Origin of the sequence: Roseateles sp. DAIF2, from assembly GCF_015624425.1 — a bacterium.
In the GTDB taxonomy this organism is placed as follows: Bacteria; Pseudomonadota; Gammaproteobacteria; order Burkholderiales; family Burkholderiaceae_C; genus Kinneretia.
Genome location: NZ_CP049919.1, coordinates 687,799 through 708,482, shown reverse-complemented (window position 1 = coordinate 708,482; position 20,684 = coordinate 687,799). Strand labels below are relative to the sequence as shown.

Genomic DNA, 20,684 nt, shown 5'->3' with positions numbered 1-20,684 from the left:
ATCAGGCCGATGCCGGAACTACGACTGCTGCAAGCCGATCCCTGCGGCGCCGACGCGCTGGGCCTGTTGCAGGAGGCCACGCGGGATGCGCGGGCCCTCTACCCCGAGCTGTTCGCGCCCGACGCCCCGCCGCCCGGCAATGCGCCTACGCCGCCCGGCGGCCTGTATCTGCTGGCCTATCTGGACGGGCGGCCGGTGGGCAGCGGCGCCTTCCGGCCGCTGGAGCAGGGCGCGGTGGCCGAGCTGCGGCGCCTATTCGTCAGCACCGAGGCACGCCGCCGTGGCGTCGCCTGGGCCCTGCTGGAGCAGCTGCAAGACGAGGCGTGCTCGCTCGGCTATCGCTGCCTGCGCCTGGAGACCGGCCACAAGCAGCTGCCGGCGATGGCGCTGTACGAGCGTTTCGGCTTCCGGCCGATCCCGCCCTTCGGCGCCTATCGCGACGATCCGACCAGCCGCTGCTTCGAGAAATGGCTGGACGCCGCCCCTCAGCTGCCGGCGACGACCTTCGAGAAGAACTCGTAGATGCCCTGGTCGCCCAGCTTGCGGGCGCTGCTCAGCTCGCCGCCATTGGTGACGTAGACAGGCTTGCCCTGGGTGGACAGCACGGCCACCGCCGGGATGCCCTTCTTCAGGGTCACGCCGTACTGTTCGGCGATGTCGACGTTCTTCACGAAGCGGCCCACGTCGATCTTGACCACCTTGAAATGCTTGGCGATCAGCGGCGCGGCGGCGCCCTCCTTGAAGGACTGGTCCAGCATCTTGCAGTCGCCGCACCAGTTGGCGCCGAACACCAGCAGCACCGGGCGCTTCTCCTGCTGGGCCGCGGCCAGCGTGGCCTGGATGTCGGCGCGCGCATCGGCGGCCTCGTCATAGGATGCGGACGGACTGGCCAGAGCCGCGGTGGCGGCGGCGCTCAGCAGGAACGCAGCGAACAATCGACGCATGGTAATTTTCCTTCCCGGTGGTGGAGGCGCCGATTATCGGCAGCGGCGCCTAAAGATGACCTAAACCTAGTCCGGCGGGCGCAGATGGCGGGCCAGGAAGGCCGCGACCTTGGTCTCGTAGGCGCGCGGGTTGAAGCGGTGCAGGTCGACATGGCCGGCGCCCTCCAGCACCCACAGCTCCTTGGGCTCGTGCGCCGCGGCGAACAGCCGCACCGCCGCGGCCAGCGGTGTGTGCCGGTCCATCGAGCCGGCGGCCAGCAGCAGCGGCGCGCCCAGTTCCGGCAGTCGCTCGATCGGCCGCAGTTGCTCGGCCGACACGCCCAGGCGCAACGGCAGCTGCCACAGCAGCAGCGGCGCCAGCGGCGCGGCCCAGTCGCCCAGGTGCAGGCGCAGCCGGTCCGCCACCGCCTCCTCGATCGCGGGGTACATCGATTCCAGCACCACCGCGGCCGGCGCCGGCCGCGGCCCACGCGCCAGCACCAAGGACGCCGCGCCCAGCGAGACCCCGATCACCCCGACCCGCTCGGCCGGCAGCTCGCGCGCCAGCCAGGCCAGCGCGGCGCGCACGCCCTCGGACTCCTTCACCCCGAAGCTGAGGTGCTCGGCCGGGCTCTCGCCATGGCCCGGCAGGTCGATCAACAGCAGCGAGTAGCCGAGCCGCTGCAGGAAGGCTGCGCGGCCCAGCATCTGGCGCCGGTCGCTGCGCAGCCCATGCAGCAGCAGCACCACGCCCGCGCCCGGCCGGCCGCGCATCAGCCAGCCGGAGACCGGCTGCCCTTGATCGGTAGGCGGCAGCAGCACCGCGCTCGCACCCGGCGGCGGCGCGCCCACCCGGCCCGGCACCGGCCGGCTCAGACGCTCGCCAGCGAGGCCCGCGGCCAGCGCGAGCAGGGCCAGCGGCAGCAACAGCAGCAGGGCAAGGCGCCTACGGCCGCCCATCGGGATGCCAGTACCAGAACAGCGCGATCTCGCGCGTGTGCGGGTCCAGCCCGCGGTACAGCCCCGCGTCGAAGCCGCGCAGCTCGAAGCCCTGCGCCGCATAGAGCCGGCAGGCCGCGGCATTGTTGTGCTGGGTCTCCAGCATCAGGCCGGGCAGGCGCTGCTCGCGGCACCAGTCGAAGGCGCGCCGCAGCAGCGCCGCCGCCACGCCGGCGCGGCGGCAGTCGCGGTCCACCACCAGGTTGTCGACCCGGCCATAGCCGTTCCAGGCCGGCGAGAGCTCGATCAGCCCGGCCGCGCGCCCGTCCAGATGGGCGACGAAGCGCGCGCCGCCCTCCTCGTCCGGTTCCTCATCCTCCGGCTCGTCCGCATAGCGCTTGCGATAGGGCTCGACCGGCACGACGTCATAGGCCAGCGCGCCGTCCACGCCCAGGCGCAGGCGCAGCTCCTGCTCGACCAGGAAGCCGCCATCGAGCCGCAGCGCGGGCAGATCGCCGGCCGCGAGCGCCGCGATGACGATGCGCCCGGCGTTCATGGTTCGCCCGCCCCCAGCTCGAACTCGCCGTCCGGCAGCGGCCAGACGGCCTGCTGCGCCTGCAGCGGCCGCGCCGCGCGGTCGAACCACAGCTCCAGCCGGCGGCCCTGCGCGTCGCAGCGCAGCAGCGCGAAGCCGTCGCCGGGGAAATCGGTCCAGGCGCTGACCGTGCAGCGCAAGGCCTGACCCCCGGGGCCGGCGAACTCAAAGCGCTCCGGCGCGGCGAAGTCGCCCGGCCGCGTCACCGCGAAGGGCCAGGGCGTGTACAGGCCCGAGCTGTGGATGCTGGTCAGGCGCACCGCCGGGCCGCTGCCGTCGGCCGGCGCGATCTCGGCAGTGACGAAGCCGGAGCGGTGCTCGTCGCCGGACAGCAGCACCACGTTGTCGGCGCGCTGCGCCCACAGGGTGCCGAGCAGCCAGTGCAGGCTGGCGGGGTAACCGTCCCAGGCATCGGAGCGCAGCGCGCTGGCCGGATGCTCGCGCGTCGCGCGCCGGCGCGGCAGCGGCAGCGAGCCGCTCAGCACGAAGCGCGGCCGGTCCGCCCGCTCGGCCAGCCAGGCCTCGAAGGCACGGCGCTGCGCGGCTCCAAGCATCTGCGCCTCGTTCAGGCGGGCCACATGGCGCGGCTCGCGCTCGGTGCGCGCGTCGGCGATGAAGAAGGCCGCGCCGCGCCAGTCGAAGCGATGCCAGAAATGCTCGTGCACGCCCTCACGCTCGCCCGCCTCCCAGCGCGCGGCCCAGGCCGCGGCCAGCGCCGCGTCGACCAGCGGGCCGCGCCGCTGCCCGCCCAGTGCCGCGGGATCGGCCACCGGCTCCCAGTTGTCGACGATCTCATGGTCGTCCGGTGCATGCACGATGCGCGCCAGGCTGGGCGGCAGATGCCGCACCAGGCCGGCCTTGAACTGCTGGTAGGGCCGCGCATAGCGGTCCACGCTGTTGCGGCCGTCGGCCAGGCCGCCGGTCGCGTCGGCATAGATCTGGTCGCCGGCCAGCAGCAGCAGCGAGGTCGCGCGGCCCTGCGGCGTGCCGCGCGCGAAGGCCAGCAGCCGCGCCAGCGCGGCCTGGCCCGGGCCGGCCCGGGCCGGGTCGCGCTCGGCGCCCGGGCTGACGTCGAGCATCTGCGGCGGGTACTGGCAGGCGGCCAGCACCAGGCTCAGGCCCTCGCCCGGGCGCGCCGCGGCCTCGTCCTCGGGCGGCAGCGGCGTGAAGGCATGGCGCAGCGCCAGCGGCCCGCTGGCCAGCGCGAGGCGCAGCGCCTCTTCCAGGCTGGCCTCGCCGGCCTCGCCCTCGCGCTGCTGCTGGCGCAGGTCGGCATAGACGAACAGGCATAGCAGGCCGCAGCGCCGCCCCAGCTCGTCGCGCGGCGGCGGGAACCAGTCGGCCGGCAGCGCGCCGCGCAGCGCGTCGCCGGGCAGCTGGGCAACATCCGGATGCTCGAAGGGCTGCAGCAAGACCTGGCCCTCGAGCGGCCGATCCGGCACCAACGGATGCAGCGCGCCGCCCTCGGCATCCTCGTCGATGCGCACCGGCAGCCAGGCCCAGTGGCGCGGCCAGCCACGCTCGGGGCGCAGCGCGGTCAGCACCCGCACCTCGTCGACGCCGGTCTCCGAGCGCGCGCGGGCGCGCTCGACGCGGTGCAGCGGCGGGAACACGCTGCAGAGCTCCTGCAGATGCCGCCTCATTGCAGCCCCTCCTGCAGGAAGGCGATCACGGCGGGGAAGACCTTGGTCTCGAGGTCGCGGCCGATCAGGCAGTCCTGGTGGCCATGCTCGGGCACCACCACATGGCGGTAGCGGCCGGGCGCGACGCGCTCGTAGAGATCGCGGGTCAGCTCGCCGCTCTCGGCCTGGCACAGGCCGTTGTCCTGGCCATGCACCGACAGCACCGGGAAGGCCTGCAGCTGGGCCAGGCTCTTGGCCATGTCGTCCAGGTAGAGGCTGGCGCCGCGCCAGTCGCTGATCTCATGCTGGCGCGCGAAGTGGATGGCCTGGGCCACGGTGTCCATATTGAGCGGGCCGAAATGGTCGTCGATGAAATCGAACACCGGCTGGTCGACGTTGCGGATCGCGAAGTCGCGCCCGTACAGCAGGTCCATGCGGTGCCGGGTCGCGGTCCAGGGGGTCTTCCTGATGCTGGGGAAGGGCGGGTTCTCCAGGTCGAACTCCTCGTCCGGATAGGGCAGGCTGGCCAGCAGGCGGTCGATCAGCTGGTCCAGCAAGCCCAGCGGCGCGCTCTGCTCGCCGCCCGGGCGGAAGCTGTACTCGTCCAGCGGCAGATAGGGCCGCAGCCATTGCATCAGGTAGGCGCGCAGGGTGTTGGTCGGCGAGTAGATCATCAGCGGCGTGACCTGCGAGATCACCAGGCGCCGGATCACCCCGCCCTTCATCAACCGCTCGCGCAGCGGGAAGAAATGCTCGCAGGCCTGGGCCTGCGGCTGCAGCAGGGCCATGTGCAGCATCGCCGAGCCCATGCAATGGGCCAGCACGTCGACCTGGGCGCGACCGGTGGCGCGCAGCACCTGGTCGATCGCGACCGGGATGTCGTTCAGCGCGCATTCCTCGAAGGTCCAGGGCAGCTTCGCGGTCGGCAGGCCGGCGCTGGTGCGCATGTCCAGCACCCAGACGTCGAAGCCGGCGTCCCACAGCAGTTTGGCCGGCCCCGGCTGCACCGAATGATGGGCGAAGGTGGTGCCGCTGGCGCTGTAGCCATGGATCATCAGGATCGGCTGGCCATGGACGCCGCCACGCGCGCGGTAGCGCGTCAGGCGCACCAGTACCGGCTGCTCGTCGTCCTGGTGGCGCTTGCGGTCCACCGGCGCGCGCGAGGCGCCGGCATCGCCCCAGCGCCCGGTCGCGATCTCGCTGACCTCCGGCGCCGGCAGGCCCGGCACGAACTCCGGCAGGCGCCGGATCTCGCGCGGCGGCGCGGCATCGGGCTTGCGGAAGGTCCAGACATGCACCTCGATCATCAGGCGCAGCAGGTAGGCCAGCAACGAGCCGATATCGCGGATCGCGCTGGGCAGGTCCTGCGCCTGGGTGATGCGCAGCAGCGGCTGGCGCTGGCGCTCCAGGTAGAACAGGTCCAGCTCCAGCTCGGGCCGACCGCCCCCGTCGATGGCCTCGAAGGGGCCGTTCTCCAGGCGCATGCGGCTGAGCTGCTTCCAGGGATTGCCGCGGCGCGTGTAGCTGATGCGCTTCAGGCCCTGCAGCCGCAAGCCTTCGAGCGACGGCACGCCGGCCGCGCCGCACCCAGCGCCGACGCGCATCTCATATTCCATCAGCCGCAGCTGGCCGCCATGGCTGGCCAGGGCCAGCGCATTGCGGGCGCGCGACTTCACCGTCTGCCAGGCCGAGGGCGCGCCGGGCTTGGCGGCCTCATTGCCGTTCAGGTAGGCGATCGCCGACTGCCAGCTGTCGCGCCAGCCGCGGTTCATGAACCAGGCCTTCAGCGCGCGACAGCGGCGCTGGCGCGGCGTCGAGGCGGCGCGGTGGAACACCGCCAGGCTTGCCTGCTCCAGCGGCGCGACCCACAGCGCATCGGCGTCGTCCGGTTCGGCATGCATCCAGAGCTTGCCCTGGCCGCGCGCACTGCCGGCCTTGACCACCATCCAGCGGCCCGGCGAATCCGGATCCGGCGCCGCCTCGAACAGGCGCAGCCGGCAGTCCGGCCCACCGATCAGGCGGCGCTGCGGCCCGGCCACCAGCAGGCGGCGCACCGGTAGCGGCTCGTAGACGAACGTGCACTCCAGGTAGCAGGGCCGCCCATCCAGGCGCACGAAGGCGCCCAGGCGCTCACGCACCTCAACCAGGGTCGGCAGCTGCGGCTCGGCATGCTCGGGGTCGACGACGCGGTAGACCGGGCGCGGCCCCGGCTTGGGCAGCGGCAGCGCCGCCGCGTCGCGCAGGCCCCAGCGGCGCTGCAGGCCGTCCAGCGCGCGCAGCGACAGCGCGGTGATCGTCAGCGCCGGGTTGATGCCCAGCGCCGCCGGCAGGATCGCGCCGTCCAGCACCGCCAGACCCGGGTGCACCAGCTTGCCGGTGCGGCCGTGAAAGACCTGACCCCATTCGTCGACCACGCCGCGCGCCGCATCGTCGGCCATCGGGCAGCCGCCCAGCGGATGCACGGTGATCATCGGGCCGCGCTGGTCGCCCAGCAGGAACTCCATGTCGGCCGGCAGCAGGCGCCACAGCGGGTTCGCCAGCAGCTTGGCGCCCTGCGCCTGCAGGCGCTGCTCCAGCCAGGCATGGCGGCGCTGCACCTCGGGATCGCGGCGCGCCTCGGGCCAGTCGACCCAGAGGCTGCCCGGTTCTCCCTCATCGTCCTCGTCGTCGGGTTCCGGCAGGCGCAAGCGGCCCAGCGCCGCGTCCAGGCCCATGATCGCGACCGGCAGCAGATGCGCGCCGCGCTGCGGCCGCACCGACAGCGGATCCTCGAAGTCGACGCCGCCGCGATGTTTGCTGTCGTCCGGCCGGGCCAGCGCGTCCAGCGACTCGGCCAGCGCGAAGCTCTCCTCCAGCGACCAGCGCAGCCCGGCCGGGATCGCCAGATCCTGCACCACAAAACCGGAGGTTTCGCCAAAGCCGCCGGCATCGCGCGCATCGAGCATCGCGGTGATCGTCGGCCCGACCTGGCGCGCCGCCGGCGCGACCGCCTCGTCGGCCAGCGCGCGCAGCGGCTCGCGCGCATCCAGGCCCAGGGCCAGCACATCGCCATTGCCGCTGAACTGATGCCCCAGCCGGTCCGACAGGGCTAGGCCGGCCTGCTTGGAGCGCAGCAGGATCTCGGTGCTGCCCAGGGTGCCGGCGGCCAGCACCACCTGGCGCGCGACCAGGCGCAGCGGGCGCGCCGGTTCGCGCTCGTGCAGCAGCTCGTCGGTATAGCGCAGCAGCACCGACCAGCCGGCCTCCCCGGCCGGTTCCAGGCGCAGCACCGTCGCACCGGTCACCAGGCGCACGCCGCGCTGCCGCGCCTGCAGCAGCAGATTGGTGTCGAGCGACTGTTTGGCCCCATGGTTGCAGCCGGTCGCGCAGTCGCCGCAGGCAACGCAGCGGTTCAGGTCCAGGCCCGCGGGGCTCAGCGGCCGCTCGTCCAGCGCCACCGTGATCGGCACCGTCTTCGCGCGCGCCGGGTCGAGCCTGTGCATGAACTCGGCGCGGCGCGGCGCATAGACCGGCGCGAGCCGCTCGATCGTGTTCGGCGCGCCGTTCGCGTCCAGGCTGCCCAGCGCGCGGCCGGCGCGCTCGTACCAGGCCGCCATCTGGCCGGGGTCGCGCCGGATGCCTTCGGGCCAGGCGCCGCCGGCGAACACCTCGGGGCGCGCCGGCTCCATCACGCCGGCATTGATCAGCGATCCGCCGCCCAGGCCGCTGGCCAGCGCGACGCACATATCGGGGCCGACGCGGAAGTCGAACAGCGACTCGCGATAGCCGCGCACCGCGCCCGAACCGGAGCTCGCGAAGCGCACATGGCCCGGCAGATCGGCCATGCGCTCCGGGAAGGCGCCGGGCAGGTACTCGCGCCCGCGCTCCAGCACCGCGATCCGCAAGACCTGACCCTCGGGGCCGCGGCAACGCGAGAAATGCTCGGCCGCAGCCGCGCCGCCATAGCCGCTGCCGATGATCAGGATGTCGAATTCGGTCTGGCCATCGGCCAGCAGTTGCTCAAGAGGCTCGGACAGCCAGCGCAGGGCGGTCGCCGGCGACGATGGATCTGATGACGATGGCTCAGCCGATGGCGCCGGCCTCTCCCCGAATGACATTGCTGATACTCCCTCGTTCCGCGATGGCCGCCTGCATGGCCGCCACCAGTTGTTCCGCCGAGACCGGCTTGTGCAGCAGGGTCAGGCCGGCCGCATGGGCCTCGCGCAGGCGCTCGGGCGCCGTGTCGCCGCTGATCAGCACCGCCGGCAGGCGCGGATGGGCCGAACGCAGCGAACGGATCGCCGCCAGCCCGTCGTCCGCGCCGCGCAGGCGCAGATCGCACAGCACCAGATCCGGCACCTTGGTCAGGCCCTTGACCATGGCCTCGCGGGTGCTGCTGGCCAACTCGACCTCGCAGCCATAGCTGGCCAGCAGGGTCGACATCGCGACCCGCACCTGGTCCTCGTCGTCGATCACCAGCACGCGCAGATTGTTCAGCCGCGCGCCCAGTTCGGCGTCCGACACGGTCGCCACATGGCGCGGCTCGGCCGCGCTGATGCTGAGGCTGAAGCAGGAGCCGACACCATGCTCGGACTCCATCTCCAGATGCAGGTCCAGCAGGTCGACCAGGCGGCTGACGATCGACAGCCCCAGGCCCAGGCCCTTGGCGCGGTCGCGCTCCGGATTGCCGATCTGGTAGAACTCCTCGAACACACGCGCCTTCTCGTCCTCGGCGATGCCGATGCCGGTGTCGCGCACCGCAACCCGCCACAGCTCGCCCTGGCGCTGCGCGCTGATGTAGATCGAGCCCTTCTGGGTGTACTTGATCGCGTTGTCGATCAGATTGCGCACCACCCGCTCCAGCAGCACCGGGTCGCTCTCGACCCAGGCCTGCGGCGGGCAGTCCAGATGCACCGACAGGCCCTTGCCATGCGCGGCCGGCACGAATTCCTGCTGCAGGCGCGACAGCCAGCCGGCCAGCGAGAACACCTCGTTGCTGACCTGTACCACCTGGGCGTCGAGCTTGGAGATGTCCAGCAGCGCATCCATCTGCGAGGCCAGCGAGCGCAGCGCCATGTTCATATTGCGCGCGATCTCGGCGCTCGCATCATCCAGCGGCCGCATCGTCAGCGCCGCGCCGAACAGGCTCAGGGTGTGCATCGGCTGTCGCAGGTCATGGCTGGCCGAGGCGAAGAAACGCGTCTTGGCACGGATCGCCGATTCGGCCTGCTGCAGCGCCAGGCGCAGCTGCTGGTTGTTCTTCAGCTGCTGGGCGCGGATGTTGACCGACTCGACGAAGACCCGCCAGGCATCCCGCGCCAGGCTGGCCAGGATCCAGGCGAAGCCGAGGATCAGCGCGCCCAGCACCCATTCGATCCAGGTCACCGCATGCACGCCGCCGCCGCTGACCCAGGCCAGGCTGTTGGCCAGCGAGACCGGGATCAGAAAGGCCAGGAACACGCGCGCATTGCCGGCGGTGGTTGCCACCGCGCCGGCCGCCAGGCCCAGCAGCAAAATGGTTTGCACCATGCGCTGGTAGTCGCTCAGATAGGGTGCGAAGAACAGCGAGAGGCTGAACACCACGCCGTTCAACGCGCTTAAGGCCACCGCCCATTGCAGGCGGCGCTGCAGCGAGAACTGCTCCAGACGCGGCAGCCGGCCCAGCGCCCACCAGCGCAACGCCAGCACCGCGAACACCAGGCCGACCCAGGCGATGCACAGCCAGGGCGCGATGCGGTCGGCCGCCAGCACCGCGATCACCACCGCGCTCAGGCCCACCGGATAGGGCACGCGCCGGCCCTGCTTGGCCAGCAGCTGCAGCAGCGCGGCGTCGACGTCGATCTGCTCGCGGCGTTCGGTGCTGTTCACGTCGCCATCCCGCTATAAATGTCGATGATCAAGGGCCTGCGCATGGATCCCGTTCCGCAGTCACAGATCGCGTCCGTCCGCAACGTCAATGCCAATTTTGTAAAGCGCGCAACCATAACACCGCACGGGCGCGCCGCCGCGGGATTCCTCCTCTTTTGTGATCACTTGCCGGCCGGGGCCTGCAGCAGGGTTTCCAGCGCGGCGGCCGGCATCGCCGGATGGAACAGCCAGCCCTGTGCGCCCCGCGCACCGAGCTCCAGCAGGATGCGGCGCTGCGCCTCGGTCTCCACCCCCTCGGCCGTCAGCGCCAGGCCCAGGCTCTGCGCCAGCGTGACGATGGTCTGCGCGATCGCCAGGCCGCGCCCGCCGCTGTCCAGCTCGGCGACGAAGCTGCGGTCGATCTTCAGCCGGTCCAGCGGCAGGGTCTGCAGCTGACCCAAGGAGGAATAGCCGGTGCCGAAGTCGTCCAGCGCGATGCGCACGCCCAGCGCGCGCAGCTCGTCCAGCATCGGGCGCAGCGCCGCGGCGTTGCCGAACAGGCTTTCGGTCACCTCCACCTCCAGGCAATCGGGCGCCAGGCCATGGCGCTCCAGCGCGCTGCGCACCCGCCCCGGCACATCGTCCTGCTCGAACTGGCGCACCGAGACATTGACCGCGATGCGAAAGCCCGGCCGCTGCCGCGCCCAGGCCGCCGCTTGCGCGCAGGCCTGGTCCAGCACCCAGGCACCGATCGGCACGATCAGGCCCAGGGTCTCGGCCACCGGGATGAAGCGCGCCGGCGAGACGCGCCCGAGCTGCGGATGCTGCCAGCGCAGCAGCGCCTCGGCGCCCAGCAACGAGCCGTCGGTCATGTCGACCACCGGCTGCCATTGCAGGCTCAGCTGGCGCCGCCGCAGCGCCTGGCGCAGCGCCTGCTCGATGCGCAGCTGCTCGTCGGCCTCCTCGGACAGCGCCGGCGCATAGACCGCGCTGCGATTGCGTCCGCGCGCCTTGGCCACATACATCGCCGCGTCCGCCGCCTTCAGCAAAAGCTCCGGGTCCGGCACCTGCTCGGGGTACAGCGCCAGGCCGATGCTGGCGGTCACCTGCACCGGCTGGCCGGCCAGCTGCACCGGCGTGGCCAGCGCGGCCAGCAGCTTGGCCGCGACGCGCTGCGCGTCCTCCACCCGGCCCGGCTCGCGCAGCAGCACGACGAACTCGTCGCCGCCCAGGCGTACCGCCAGATCCTCGCGGCGCAGCTGGGTGCGCAGGCGCCGCGCCAGCACCTTCAGCAGCTCGTCGCCACGGTCATGGCCCAGGGTGTCGTTGATGGTCTTGAAGCCGTCCAGGTCGATGAACAGCAGGCCCAGATGCATATCGCGGCGGCAGGCATGCAGGGCCTCCTGCAGATGCAGGCGGTTGCCCAGCCCGGTCAGCGCGTCGTGCAGCGCCAGATGCTGCAGCTTGAACTGGGTGTCGCGGATCTCGCTGATGTCCGAGAAGCTCAGCACATGATGGGTCGCTCGCCCCTCGGCATCCGGCACCGCGCACAGATGCTCCAGCGCCGGGAAGGTACGGCCGTCGCGCTTGCGGCAGGTCACCTCGCCATGGCGCCGGCCCTGCTGCGGCTCGCGCTGCTGGCGGTCGCCCTGGCGGCGTGCGTACAAAAAGCTCTGCGGCCGCCGGCCCCGCACCTCGACCTCGCGCCAGCCGGTCAGCCGGGTGAAGGCGGGGTTCGCGCTCAGCACCCGTTCCTCGGCATCGAGGAAGAGGATGGCCTCGTCGGTGGACTCGAACACCACCAGAGCCTGACGCAGCCGCGCCTCGTTCTCGACGCGGTCGCTGACGTCGCGCACCATGCCCATCACCAGGCCCTCGCGCTCAAAGCGCCTGGCATGGATCTCCAGCCAGCGCGGCGCGGCCGGCGCATTCGCCCAGCGGCACACCAGGTCCAGCGGCAGGCCCCGCTCGATCAGCGCCTGCAGCGCCGCCACCGCCTCGGGCTCCAGGCGCTGGCGCAGCTCCTCCAGGCTCAGCGCCTGGCCCAGCGGCGCAAGCTCGCCGCCCAGGCCATGGCCGCTCCAGCGCAGGCGGCCGTCGCCGTTGTCCAGCTCCAGCACCGCCAGGCGCGCCGCCTCCAGCGCCAGCAGCAGGCGGCGCTCGGCCTTCTCGGTCTTCACTTCCTCATGGCGTCGCGCCATCGCCATGCGCACCGTCGCATTCAGCTCGCGCAGCTCGAAGGGCTTCAGCAGATAGCCATAGGGCGCGGCCTCGGCCGCGCGCTTGAGCACCTCGGGCTCGCCATAGGCGGTCAGGAACACCACCGGCACCGCCAGGCGCTCGCGGATCTGGCGCGCCGCGCTGATGCCGTCGCTGCCCTGGTCCAGATGGATGTCCATCAGCACCAGGTCCGGCACCGCCTGTTCGGCCAGGGTCAGCGCATCCGGCTCGTTGGCCGCGATGCCGACCACCTGGAAGCCGAGCTGCTCCAGCCCGCTGCGCAGGTCCAGCGCGACGATGCGTTCGTCCTCGACGATCTGCACCCGCAGCGGTCGCGCCTCGTCGTCGCGCTCAAACATGGGCCAGACCCTCCAGGTGCAACAGCATACGGGTACCGCCGCCCAGGCCGCGCTGCAGCTCGAGCCGGCCGCGGCATTGCTCGGCCAGCAGCGGCAGCAGCTGCAGGCCCAGGCTGCGACCCTGGCCAAGCTCCAGCCCCTCGGGCAGGCCGACGCCGTCGTCCGCCACCTCGACCACCCCCAGGTCCGGCCACAGCCGCACCAGGATCTGGCCGCTACGCCCACCCGGGAAGCCATGCTTGATCGCATTGGTCACCAGCTCGGTCACCAGCAGGCCGCAGGGCACGGCTCGCTGCAGGTCGAGCCGGCAGCCCTCCTCCGGCGCCTCTACATGCAGCACGATGGCGCTGGCCGCGCCGCCCAGGTAGGTGTCGCGCATCAGCGTGGCCAGGCGGTACAGGAAGGGGCCCAGCTCGAGCGCGCTGAAGTCGCGGCGCTCGAACAGCAGCTGGTGCATCAGCGCCATCGAGCGCACCCGGCTCTGACTGTCGCGCAGCGCCGCCTGCACTTCGGGCGCGGCATTGCGCGACTGCAAGCTCAGCAGGCTGGAGATCACCTGCAGATTGTTCTTGACGCGGTGATGCACCTCGTTGAGCAGCACCGTCTTCTCGGTCAGCGCACGCTCGATCTGGATCTGCGCGGCGCGCCGCGCCGAGACATCGCTGATCGTCGCCAGCACCTGCTGGCCGGCGCTGCCCGGCAGCGGGTTCAGGCCGATCTCGACCGCGAACTCGCTGCCGTCCTGCCGCAGCGCATACAGCTCCTGACGCTTGGCCATGTAGCGCAACGCCGGCTCGCGCATGAAATGCTGCACATGCTCGACATGCTGGCCGCGCTGGCGCTCGGGCACCAGCTGGTGCACCGCCATGCCGGCCAACGCCATGCGGGTGTAGCCAAACATCTGCGCCATGCTCTCATTGGCCAGCAGGATACGGCCGCTGGCGTCGATCAGGCCCATGCCGACCGTGGCACCCTCGAAGACGCGCCGGAAGCGCTCCTCGCTGGCCTGCAGCGCCTGCTCGCTGGCGCGGCGCGCGCTGATGTCGATGCCCGAGGGGATCAGGTGGGTGACACGGCCGCGCTCGTCGCGCAGCGGCGCCAGCATGAAGTCCACCGCCATGCGGCTGTCGCCGAGCATGCGCGCGACGATGTCGCGCCGCACCGTCTCGCCAGCGGCGGCACGGCGCACCGCGTCGCGCAGCCACAGCTGCTCCTCGGGATCATGGCTCCACCAGTAGGTCTCCCACAGCGGCAGGCCCTTGACCTGGTCCAGACTCAGGCCGCCGGCTTCCAGCGGCGCGCGGTTCGACTCCAGCAGGATGCCCTCCGGGCTCAGCACGCCGACGAACACGAACAGACTGTCCAATACGCGACGCAACTGCTGCTCGCTGCGCAGCTGCTGCTGGCGGGTCTGGCGCTCCAGGCTGCGGTTCAGCGCCTGCACCAGCACGCCCACCACCGGAGAGTCCGGCCCGCTCCCCTCGTGGATCGGCAGATAGCTGGCCTCCCATTCGGACAGCTCGCCGGGCAGGCTCGGCACTTCGGCCTCGACGCGGAAATTGCGGCGCGCCCGGCCGGTCGCGAGCACCTCGCGCAGCAGCGGCACCAGGGTATCGGCCGCGGCGGGCAGCACCTCGGCGACGCTGCGCCCCAGATGGTCGTTGATGCCGACGCCATTGGCCTCGGCCAGGGCCCGGTTGATGTGGCGGTAGCGCAGGTCCTGGTCCAAGACGGCCAGTCCGACGGGCACATCGCTGTCCAGCAAAACCCTCAGCGCGGCAGTGTCCAAGACGGACCCTGGCTGCAACATGGCGCCTCCCTTGGCGAGCCCGCCCGGCCGGCCGCCCGCGCGGGCCACCTTGTTACCGGGATGTTGCGGGTTTTATATCAAGCTGGCGCAGAAAATGCACGCTCAGTTGTGCCATGCACAAAAAACTATGCCGGCAGGCAAACCCTTGCGGTATTTGCGTTGCCGGCATAGCACTCCTCCCCTCGACCGCCACGCTGAGGTCCAGGCAGCGCAACGGTCGAAAAGCAGTATCCGACTCGACCCGAGGCTCGGCCATCCCCCTCAAGTGGGAGAAGATTAAGAGCGCCTTAAGCGATCGCGACCCGGCGCGGGCGGCGGCTGCGCTGCAGCTCGTCCTCCAGCAGTGCCAGGTAATAGGCCAGCGGCGGCGTACGCTTGCCCGGCAGCTTGGCCAGATCGTCCCAGCGGCGCAGTTGCAGCGCCGCGCTGGCGTGCGGATGGGCCATGAAGATCAGCTGCTCCTCGGCTTTCATGCGCCCGCCCTGCAGGGCCAGACTGTGGCGCGAGGCGGGGGACAGGCCGGCCTCGTAGTTCGCATCGGTGCTGACCAGGTAGCGCTTGGCCAGCACATGCAGGCGGATCGGCTCCAGCACGTCGGGGCCGAAGCCGGTGGCCAGCAGCGGCAGTGCGCGCTGCTCGTGGCGGTCGTCCTGCAGCTCGTCCTGCGGGCCGCCGTCCATCAGCTGGCCCAGGTCATGCAGCAGTGCGGCCGCCACCTGGCTGTTGTCGGCATGGGCCCATTCGGCCAGCTGCGCGCATTGCAGCGCATGCTCCAGCGCGGTGACGCCCTCGCGGCGCTCGCCGGCATAGCGGCAGGCGCCCCGGCGGGCAAACAGGGCATCGATCTTGGCGATCAGGTCCATTCAGCGGTCCTCCTCAGGCTGACGGCGCGAATCTTGGGCAGGCGGCATGACCGGGGCATGACGCGATTCGAAACCAATGGTTACTCGGCCTTTTCAAGCGGCCGAGCCGGTCGCCATTCAAAATCTGTGAACCATGGGCTCAAGCCGCATGAACCGCCCCCCGCCCGCGGCCATGCACACTGCCCTCCCAGGATCAGCCACCGCGCCACCATGCCCAACCGCAACGCCACCCGCTACGACCCGATCGCGATCGCCTTCCACTGGCTGCTGGCGTTGGCCATCGTCGGCGCCTTCGGGGTCGGTCTCTATATGGTGGGGCTGCCCTTCTCGATGAGCCGGCTCAAGCTCTACAACTGGCACAAATGGGCCGGCATGACGATCCTGGCGCTGTCGGCGCTGCGCCTGCTGTGGCGCCTGACGCATGCGGCCCCGGCCGACCTGCCCGCGCCGGCCTGGCAGCAGCAGGTCGCCCGCTGGGCGCATCGCCTGCTCTATGTGCTGTTCTTCGCCGTACCGCTGGCCGGCTGGACCTACAGTTCGGCCGCCGGCTTCCCGATCGTCTGGTTCGGCCTGCTGCCGCTGCCCGACCTGGTCGCGCCGGACAAGGCCCTGGCCGAGACGCTGAAGGGCCTGCACCAATGGCTGGCCTATGGCCTGGCCGCGGTGGTCGTCGCCCATGTGGCGGCGGCACTGAAGCACCAGTTCGTCGATCGCGACGGCCTGATGGCGCGCATGCTGCCCGGCCGTTCCTGAACCAAATTTTTTTCTTCACCGTTCTTCGAGGATCCATCGCCATGCATCGTCGTCTCGTCGTCACCGCCGCCCTGCTGGCCGCCAGCGCCTTGCAACTGGCACAGGCGCAGGCCCAGCTGCAGCCCGCCCAGAGCGAGCTGAACTTCACCAGCCGCCAGATGGGCGTGCCGGTGGACGGCCGCTTCAAGCGCTTCGACGCCCAGCTGAACTTCGACCCCAAGAAGCCCGAGGCCGGCAAGGTCGGCTTCACGATCGACCTGGGCAGCGTCAGCCTGCCGGCGCCCGAGCTGGACGTCGAGCTGGCCAAGCCGGCCTGGTTCGACAGCAAGAAGCTGCCGCAGGCCCAGTTCCAGAGCACCGCGATCAAGGCCACCGGCCCGGGCCGCTACGACATCGCCGGCAAGCTGACGATCAAGGGTCAGAGCCGCGACATCACGGTGCCGGTGACCCTGGCCCAGGCCGGCGGCCTGTCCACCGCGACCGGCGGCTTCGTGCTCAAGCGCCTGGAATACAAGATCGGCGACGGCGAGTGGAGCGACACCTCGATGGTCGCCAACGACGTGCAGGTCAAGTTCAAGCTGGTCTTCAAGGGCGTCGCCGCCCTCTGAATCCGGCCCTTCATCCCCCTCCTTCTTTTCCAACACCACCCACCACGGGAAGCAACATGATGATTATTAAGAAAGCCCTGATCGCCGCCGCCGCCCTGGGTCTGAGCGCCTTTGCCCAGGCCCAGACCGCCAACTACGCGATCGACCCGACCCACACCTTCGTGACCTACGAGATCGGCCATTTCGGCACCTCGACGAACCGCGGCCGCTTCGACAAGAAGGAAGGCACCGTGGCCCTGGACAAGACCGCCAAGACCGGCAAGGTCGAGATCACGTTCGAGATCGCCTCGGTCAACACCGGCGTGGCGCCGATGAACAAGCACCTGCTGGGCGACGATTTCTTCTCGGCCGAGAAGTTCCCGACCGCCAAGTTCGTCGGCGACAAGTTCGTCTTCAACGGCGACAAGGTCAGCGAGGTCAACGGCCAACTGACCCTGAAGGACAAGACCAACCCGGTCACCCTGAAGGCCACCAACTTCAACTGCTACCAGAACCCGATGCTCAAGCGCGAGGTCTGCGGCGGTGACTTCGAGGCCACGATCGACCGCACTCAATGGGGCATCGACTACGGCCTGGCCTGGGGCTTCCCGAAGAACGTCAAGCTGGTGATCCAGGTCGAGGCCGTGCGCCAGTAAGGGCGCAACGGAAGCGCTCGCTTACAAATTCGCCCCGGAATCCTACAGATTGGGGAGACCGGGGCGGCCAGGTCTCGTTCTATGATGCACCGCAACATAGGGAGAGAAGCCGTGTTTCAACAACGCAGCGTACAACTGGCAATGGCGGTCCTGCTATTGCTGATCCTGGTGCTCCAGTCCTGGATGAGCTGAGCGAGCAAGCACCACCGCACCCCATCGAGCCCCGCCGCGCGCGGGGCTTTCTCTTTTCTGGCGCATGACAGGGCGGTGACGGACTGTCGCTTCTTGGTGCAGCTGGGGCCGGGCGGGCCGCAGTGCATCGCGCCGCCATGGGCGGCCCCGGCGGGCTTGCGTACAGTCCGCACCATCCAAGAGGTCCCGCCCAGATGAACGCTCCCGCATCCGCCCCCCGACAGCCCGACACGGTCTACGCCCGCTGGCAGGCCCTCAGCACCACCCTGATGCGCGCCTTCCGCACCTATGCCAACTGGCTGGTCGGCATCAGCTGGAAGCGCTTTGCGATGTTGTCCCTGCTGCTGCTGGTCGGCGCCAATGTGCTGCAGGCCATTCCACCCTTCACCTGGCGCGTGACCGAGCGGATTGAGGAGGCGCCCACGCGCAAGCCGGTCAAGCCCGCCAAGCCGGCACCTGCAGCCCCGGCGGCGCCACCGGCCCCGGCCGCCAAGCCGGCACCGACCTCCGGCGAGGGCGTGCATTACGAGGTGACGATCGACGAACGCGGCGTGCGGGTGGTCCCGCGCAGCACGGCGGCTTCGGCCGCCGCCTCTGCCGCCCCGGCCAGCAGCGCCGCCAGTGCCCTGCCCGCGATCGAGATCCGCCTGCCCGAATCGGCCAGCCGGTCCGCCGAGGTGCGCGATGCCATCGCCGAGGCCAAGGAGGCAATCCAGGAGGCCGTCCGCAATGCCGAGCAGGCCCGGCACGATGCCGAACAGGCCAAGCATGACGCCGAGCAGGCGCTGCGCGATGCGATCGGCCGCGAGGATGAAGAGCCGCGGGTGCGGGTGCGCGTGGTGCACCTGGGCGACTTCCTGATGGACCTGGCGGTGTTCATCGTGATCGCCTCGGCCATCATCAAGATCACCTACAAAGGCCGCATCCAGGCCGAGGTCAAGGCCGCCCAGGCCACCGAGACGGCCGAGGCCGAGTCGCTGAAGCGCCAGGTGGTTGAGGCCCGGATGGCCGCGATGCAGGCCCAGGTGGAGCCGCATTTCCTGTTCAACACCCTGGCCTCGATCGACCACCTGATCGAGACCGACCCGCCGCGCGCCTCGCAGATGCAGAAGAACCTGATCGCGCTGCTGCGCGCCTCGATGCCGACGATGCGCGAGGCCAATGCCAACGGCGGGCGCGACCTGGGCCGCGAGCTGGCGGTGATTCGGCCCTATCTGGAAATCCTGAAGGTGCGCATGGAGGAGCGGCTGCAGACCGAGATCCTGGTGCCCGAGGGCCTGCTGTCGGCCGAGTTCCCGCAGATGATGATCCAGGGCCTGGTCGAGAACGCGATCAAGCACGGCCTGGAGCCCAAGGCCGAGGGCGGCAAGCTGACCGTCAAGGCCGAGATCGTGCACGGCAAGCTGGCCGTCACCGTGGCCGACACCGGCCTGGGCTTCGGCCGCGCCGCCACCTCCGGCACCGGCGTGGGCCTGGCCAATATCCGCGAGCGCCTGATGCTGCTGTACGGCCCCAAGGCCGGCGTCACCGTCAGCGAGAACCAGCCCTCCGGCACCGTCGTGACGATCACCGTGCCTTACCGCAGCCGCAGCGAGGACCCCGCCGCGCCGGCCAATACCCAGCAAGGAGCCACCGCATGAAACGATTCCTGAAAGCCATCCTGCTGCTCAGTCTGCTGCTGACCGTGCTGGCGGTGGCCGGCGGCTTCGCGATCTGGCATGAGCTGGTTGCGCAGCCCGGCATCAGCGTCAGCGTCAACGGCGAGGACCTGGGCCTGCACGAACTGCACGCGATGCACTGGAGCGGCCTGCTGTTCGGCGGCCTGGTCACCGCCCTGGTGCTGCTGGTCGTGCTGCCGCTGGCCCTGGTGCTGGGCCTGGGGCTGCCGCTGCTGATCGTCGCCAGCCTGCTGGGCGTCGCGCTGCTGGCCATGGTCGGCGTCGGTGGCCTGCTGCTGTCGCCGCTGCTGCTGGCCGGGCTGCTGCTGTGGGTCTTGCTGCGTCGCCGCAAGACCCCGGAGAAACCCCAGGGCGCCGCGGCCGCGCAGCCCTGAGGGCGCGGCTAGCATTGCGCCCATGAATGAGACGACGACAACAAGTACCCCATCTCGCATCCGGGCCGTGCTGGCCGACGACGAACGCCTGATGCGCGAACAGCTGCGCAGCCGCCTGACCGAGGTCTGGCCCGAGCTGGACATCGTGGCCGAAGGCAAGAACGGCCTGGAAGCGGTCGATCTGGTGCGCGAGCACAAGCCGGACCTGGTGTTCCTGGACATCCGCATGCCGGGTCTGACCGGCGTCGACGCCGCGCGCCAGATCGCCCAGTTGCCCGACCAGGGCGACGACGACGAGTGGCTGGTGCCCGAGATCGTCTTCATCACCGCCTACGACCAGTACGCGGTCGAGGCCTTCGAGCAGGGCGTGGCCGACTATGTGCTGAAACCCGCCGAACGCGAGCGCCTGCAGGTCACGGTGCAGCGCATCAAGAAGCGCCTGGCGCAGCGCCAGGACAACGCCGACGCCGCCCCCGAGTCGGGCGGCGGCGGCAACAGCAACGCCGCGCCGCTGCAGCAGCTGCTGCACAAGCTCTCGGCCCAGCTGAACCCGGGCGGCAAGCCGGCCTACCTGCAATGGATCCAGGCCACCGTCGGCCAGGCGATCCAGATGATCCCGGTCGAAGACGTGCTGTTCTTCATCAGCGACGAGAAGTACACCCGCGTGCAGACCGCCACCCTGGAGGCCCTGATCCGCAAGCCGATCAAGGAGCTGGTCGACGAACTCGACCCGGCCCTGTTCTGGCAGATCCACCGCTCGACCCTGGTCAACGTCAAGGCCATCGCCGGCGTGACGCGCGACTTCCGCGGCCGCCAGCTGGTGGGCGTGAAGGGGAACAACGAGAAGCTCGAGGTGAGCCGGAGCTATACGCATTTGTTCAAGGGGATGTGAGGGGCGGGCTGCCACGCAGCCGGAGCGGGCTCCTGTTTCGTATCCACTTCACATTGACCTCACCCATGCAATGCATGCTTGGCGCCTGACAAGCGACAAAGGCATGAGATGAAGAGGCTGCTGATACCGACGGCAATCGGTCTGGTTTCGTGGTTCGGCGCAACTGCATTCCTTCTTGAGCTACTGCTGCCGCCAACCTGCAAGGGCTGCGAGGACGACTTCGGCACCGGGGTGATCGTGATGTCGATCAGCGCTTACACCCTCTGGCCACTGTGATCGCGGTGGCCGCTTTCAACGTGATTGCCTGGCTTCGAGGGCGCAGCTCGGATCACTGACTGTCGACTCCGCGTTCTTTCCCCCCCACCCACGTCCATTTCCAACTTGGGTTGCCAAG

17 protein-coding genes are annotated in these 20,684 nt (G+C 70.5%); 8 read left to right on the top strand and 9 right to left on the bottom strand.

What is annotated here, in order from left to right; all coding sequences use genetic code 11:
- The first annotated feature begins 9 nt into the window (after positions 1–9).
- Complete coding sequence (locus tag G8A07_RS03325) at positions 10–522, top strand: GNAT family N-acetyltransferase (protein ID WP_195795706.1); 513 nt, start codon at positions 10–12, stop codon at positions 520–522.
- Here G8A07_RS03325 and G8A07_RS03320 read toward each other — a convergent pair.
- From G8A07_RS03320 to G8A07_RS03280, 9 genes are all read right to left on the bottom strand, one after another.
- Positions 486–944 carry a co-chaperone YbbN gene (locus G8A07_RS03320; protein WP_195795705.1) on the bottom strand — a complete coding sequence of 153 codons (459 nt, stop codon included), beginning with the start codon at positions 942–944 and terminating at the stop codon, positions 486–488. The two genes, G8A07_RS03325 and G8A07_RS03320, sit on opposite strands and share 37 nt — an antisense overlap.
- Positions 945–1,010: 66 nt before the next feature.
- Positions 1,011–1,883, bottom strand: a complete 873-nt coding sequence (locus tag G8A07_RS03315; protein WP_195795704.1) for an alpha/beta hydrolase — start codon at positions 1,881–1,883, stop codon at positions 1,011–1,013.
- The gene (locus tag G8A07_RS03310; RefSeq protein WP_195795703.1) at positions 1,870–2,418 is read right to left on the bottom strand and encodes a GNAT family N-acetyltransferase; all 549 of its coding nucleotides are present in this window, start codon (positions 2,416–2,418) and stop codon (positions 1,870–1,872) included. Before G8A07_RS03310 ends, G8A07_RS03315 begins: the two co-directional genes overlap by 14 nt.
- Positions 2,415–4,100: an alkaline phosphatase D family protein gene (locus G8A07_RS03305; RefSeq protein WP_195795702.1), complete on the bottom strand. Its 1,686-nt coding sequence runs from the start codon at positions 4,098–4,100 to the stop codon at positions 2,415–2,417. Before G8A07_RS03305 ends, G8A07_RS03310 begins: the two co-directional genes overlap by 4 nt.
- Positions 4,097–8,176, bottom strand: coding sequence for an alpha/beta fold hydrolase (locus G8A07_RS03300; protein WP_195795701.1), 4,080 nt, complete (start codon positions 8,174–8,176; stop codon positions 4,097–4,099). The genes G8A07_RS03305 and G8A07_RS03300 overlap by 4 nt, the downstream gene beginning before the upstream one ends.
- Entirely contained in the window at positions 8,142–9,926 is a 1,785-nt protein-coding gene (locus G8A07_RS03295; RefSeq protein ID WP_195795700.1) for a hybrid sensor histidine kinase/response regulator, read from the bottom strand. Before G8A07_RS03295 ends, G8A07_RS03300 begins: the two co-directional genes overlap by 35 nt.
- Positions 9,927–10,087: 161 nt before the next feature.
- Positions 10,088–12,484 (bottom strand): EAL domain-containing protein, encoded by a 2,397-nt coding sequence (locus G8A07_RS03290; RefSeq protein ID WP_195795699.1) that lies wholly within the window; start codon positions 12,482–12,484, stop codon positions 10,088–10,090.
- Positions 12,477–14,294 carry a PAS domain-containing protein gene (locus G8A07_RS03285; RefSeq protein WP_195795698.1) on the bottom strand — a complete coding sequence of 606 codons (1,818 nt, stop codon included), beginning with the start codon at positions 14,292–14,294 and terminating at the stop codon, positions 12,477–12,479. The genes G8A07_RS03290 and G8A07_RS03285 overlap by 8 nt, the downstream gene beginning before the upstream one ends.
- A gap of 287 nt (positions 14,295–14,581) precedes the next feature.
- Positions 14,582–15,157: an HD domain-containing protein gene (locus G8A07_RS03280; protein ID WP_195795697.1), complete on the bottom strand. Its 576-nt coding sequence runs from the start codon at positions 15,155–15,157 to the stop codon at positions 14,582–14,584.
- A gap of 210 nt (positions 15,158–15,367) precedes the next feature.
- Between G8A07_RS03280 and G8A07_RS03275 the strand changes: the two genes are divergently transcribed.
- The 7 genes from G8A07_RS03275 to G8A07_RS03245 all read left to right on the top strand — a co-directional run bounded on the left by G8A07_RS03275 (position 15,368) and on the right by G8A07_RS03245 (position 20,566).
- Positions 15,368–15,910: a cytochrome b gene (locus G8A07_RS03275; protein ID WP_195795696.1), complete on the top strand. Its 543-nt coding sequence runs from the start codon at positions 15,368–15,370 to the stop codon at positions 15,908–15,910.
- A 41-nt stretch (positions 15,911–15,951) separates the two neighbouring features.
- Entirely contained in the window at positions 15,952–16,518 is a 567-nt protein-coding gene (locus G8A07_RS03270; protein WP_195795695.1) for a YceI family protein, read from the top strand.
- 56 nt (positions 16,519–16,574) lie between these two features.
- Positions 16,575–17,153 (top strand): YceI family protein, encoded by a 579-nt coding sequence (locus G8A07_RS03265; protein ID WP_371816421.1) that lies wholly within the window; start codon positions 16,575–16,577, stop codon positions 17,151–17,153.
- A gap of 386 nt (positions 17,154–17,539) precedes the next feature.
- Positions 17,540–18,985, top strand: a complete 1,446-nt coding sequence (locus G8A07_RS03260) for a histidine kinase (protein WP_195795694.1) — start codon at positions 17,540–17,542, stop codon at positions 18,983–18,985.
- A complete protein-coding gene (locus tag G8A07_RS03255; protein ID WP_195795693.1) occupies positions 18,982–19,398 on the top strand; it encodes a hypothetical protein in 417 nt (138 codons plus the stop codon). The genes G8A07_RS03260 and G8A07_RS03255 overlap by 4 nt, the downstream gene beginning before the upstream one ends.
- 22 nt (positions 19,399–19,420) lie before the next feature.
- The gene (locus G8A07_RS03250; protein WP_195795692.1) at positions 19,421–20,290 is read left to right on the top strand and encodes a LytTR family DNA-binding domain-containing protein; all 870 of its coding nucleotides are present in this window, start codon (positions 19,421–19,423) and stop codon (positions 20,288–20,290) included.
- A gap of 108 nt (positions 20,291–20,398) precedes the next feature.
- On the top strand, positions 20,399–20,566 hold the full coding sequence (locus G8A07_RS03245) for a hypothetical protein (RefSeq protein ID WP_195795691.1): 168 nt from the start codon (positions 20,399–20,401) through the stop codon (positions 20,564–20,566).
- The last annotated feature ends 118 nt before the right edge of the window (positions 20,567–20,684 follow it).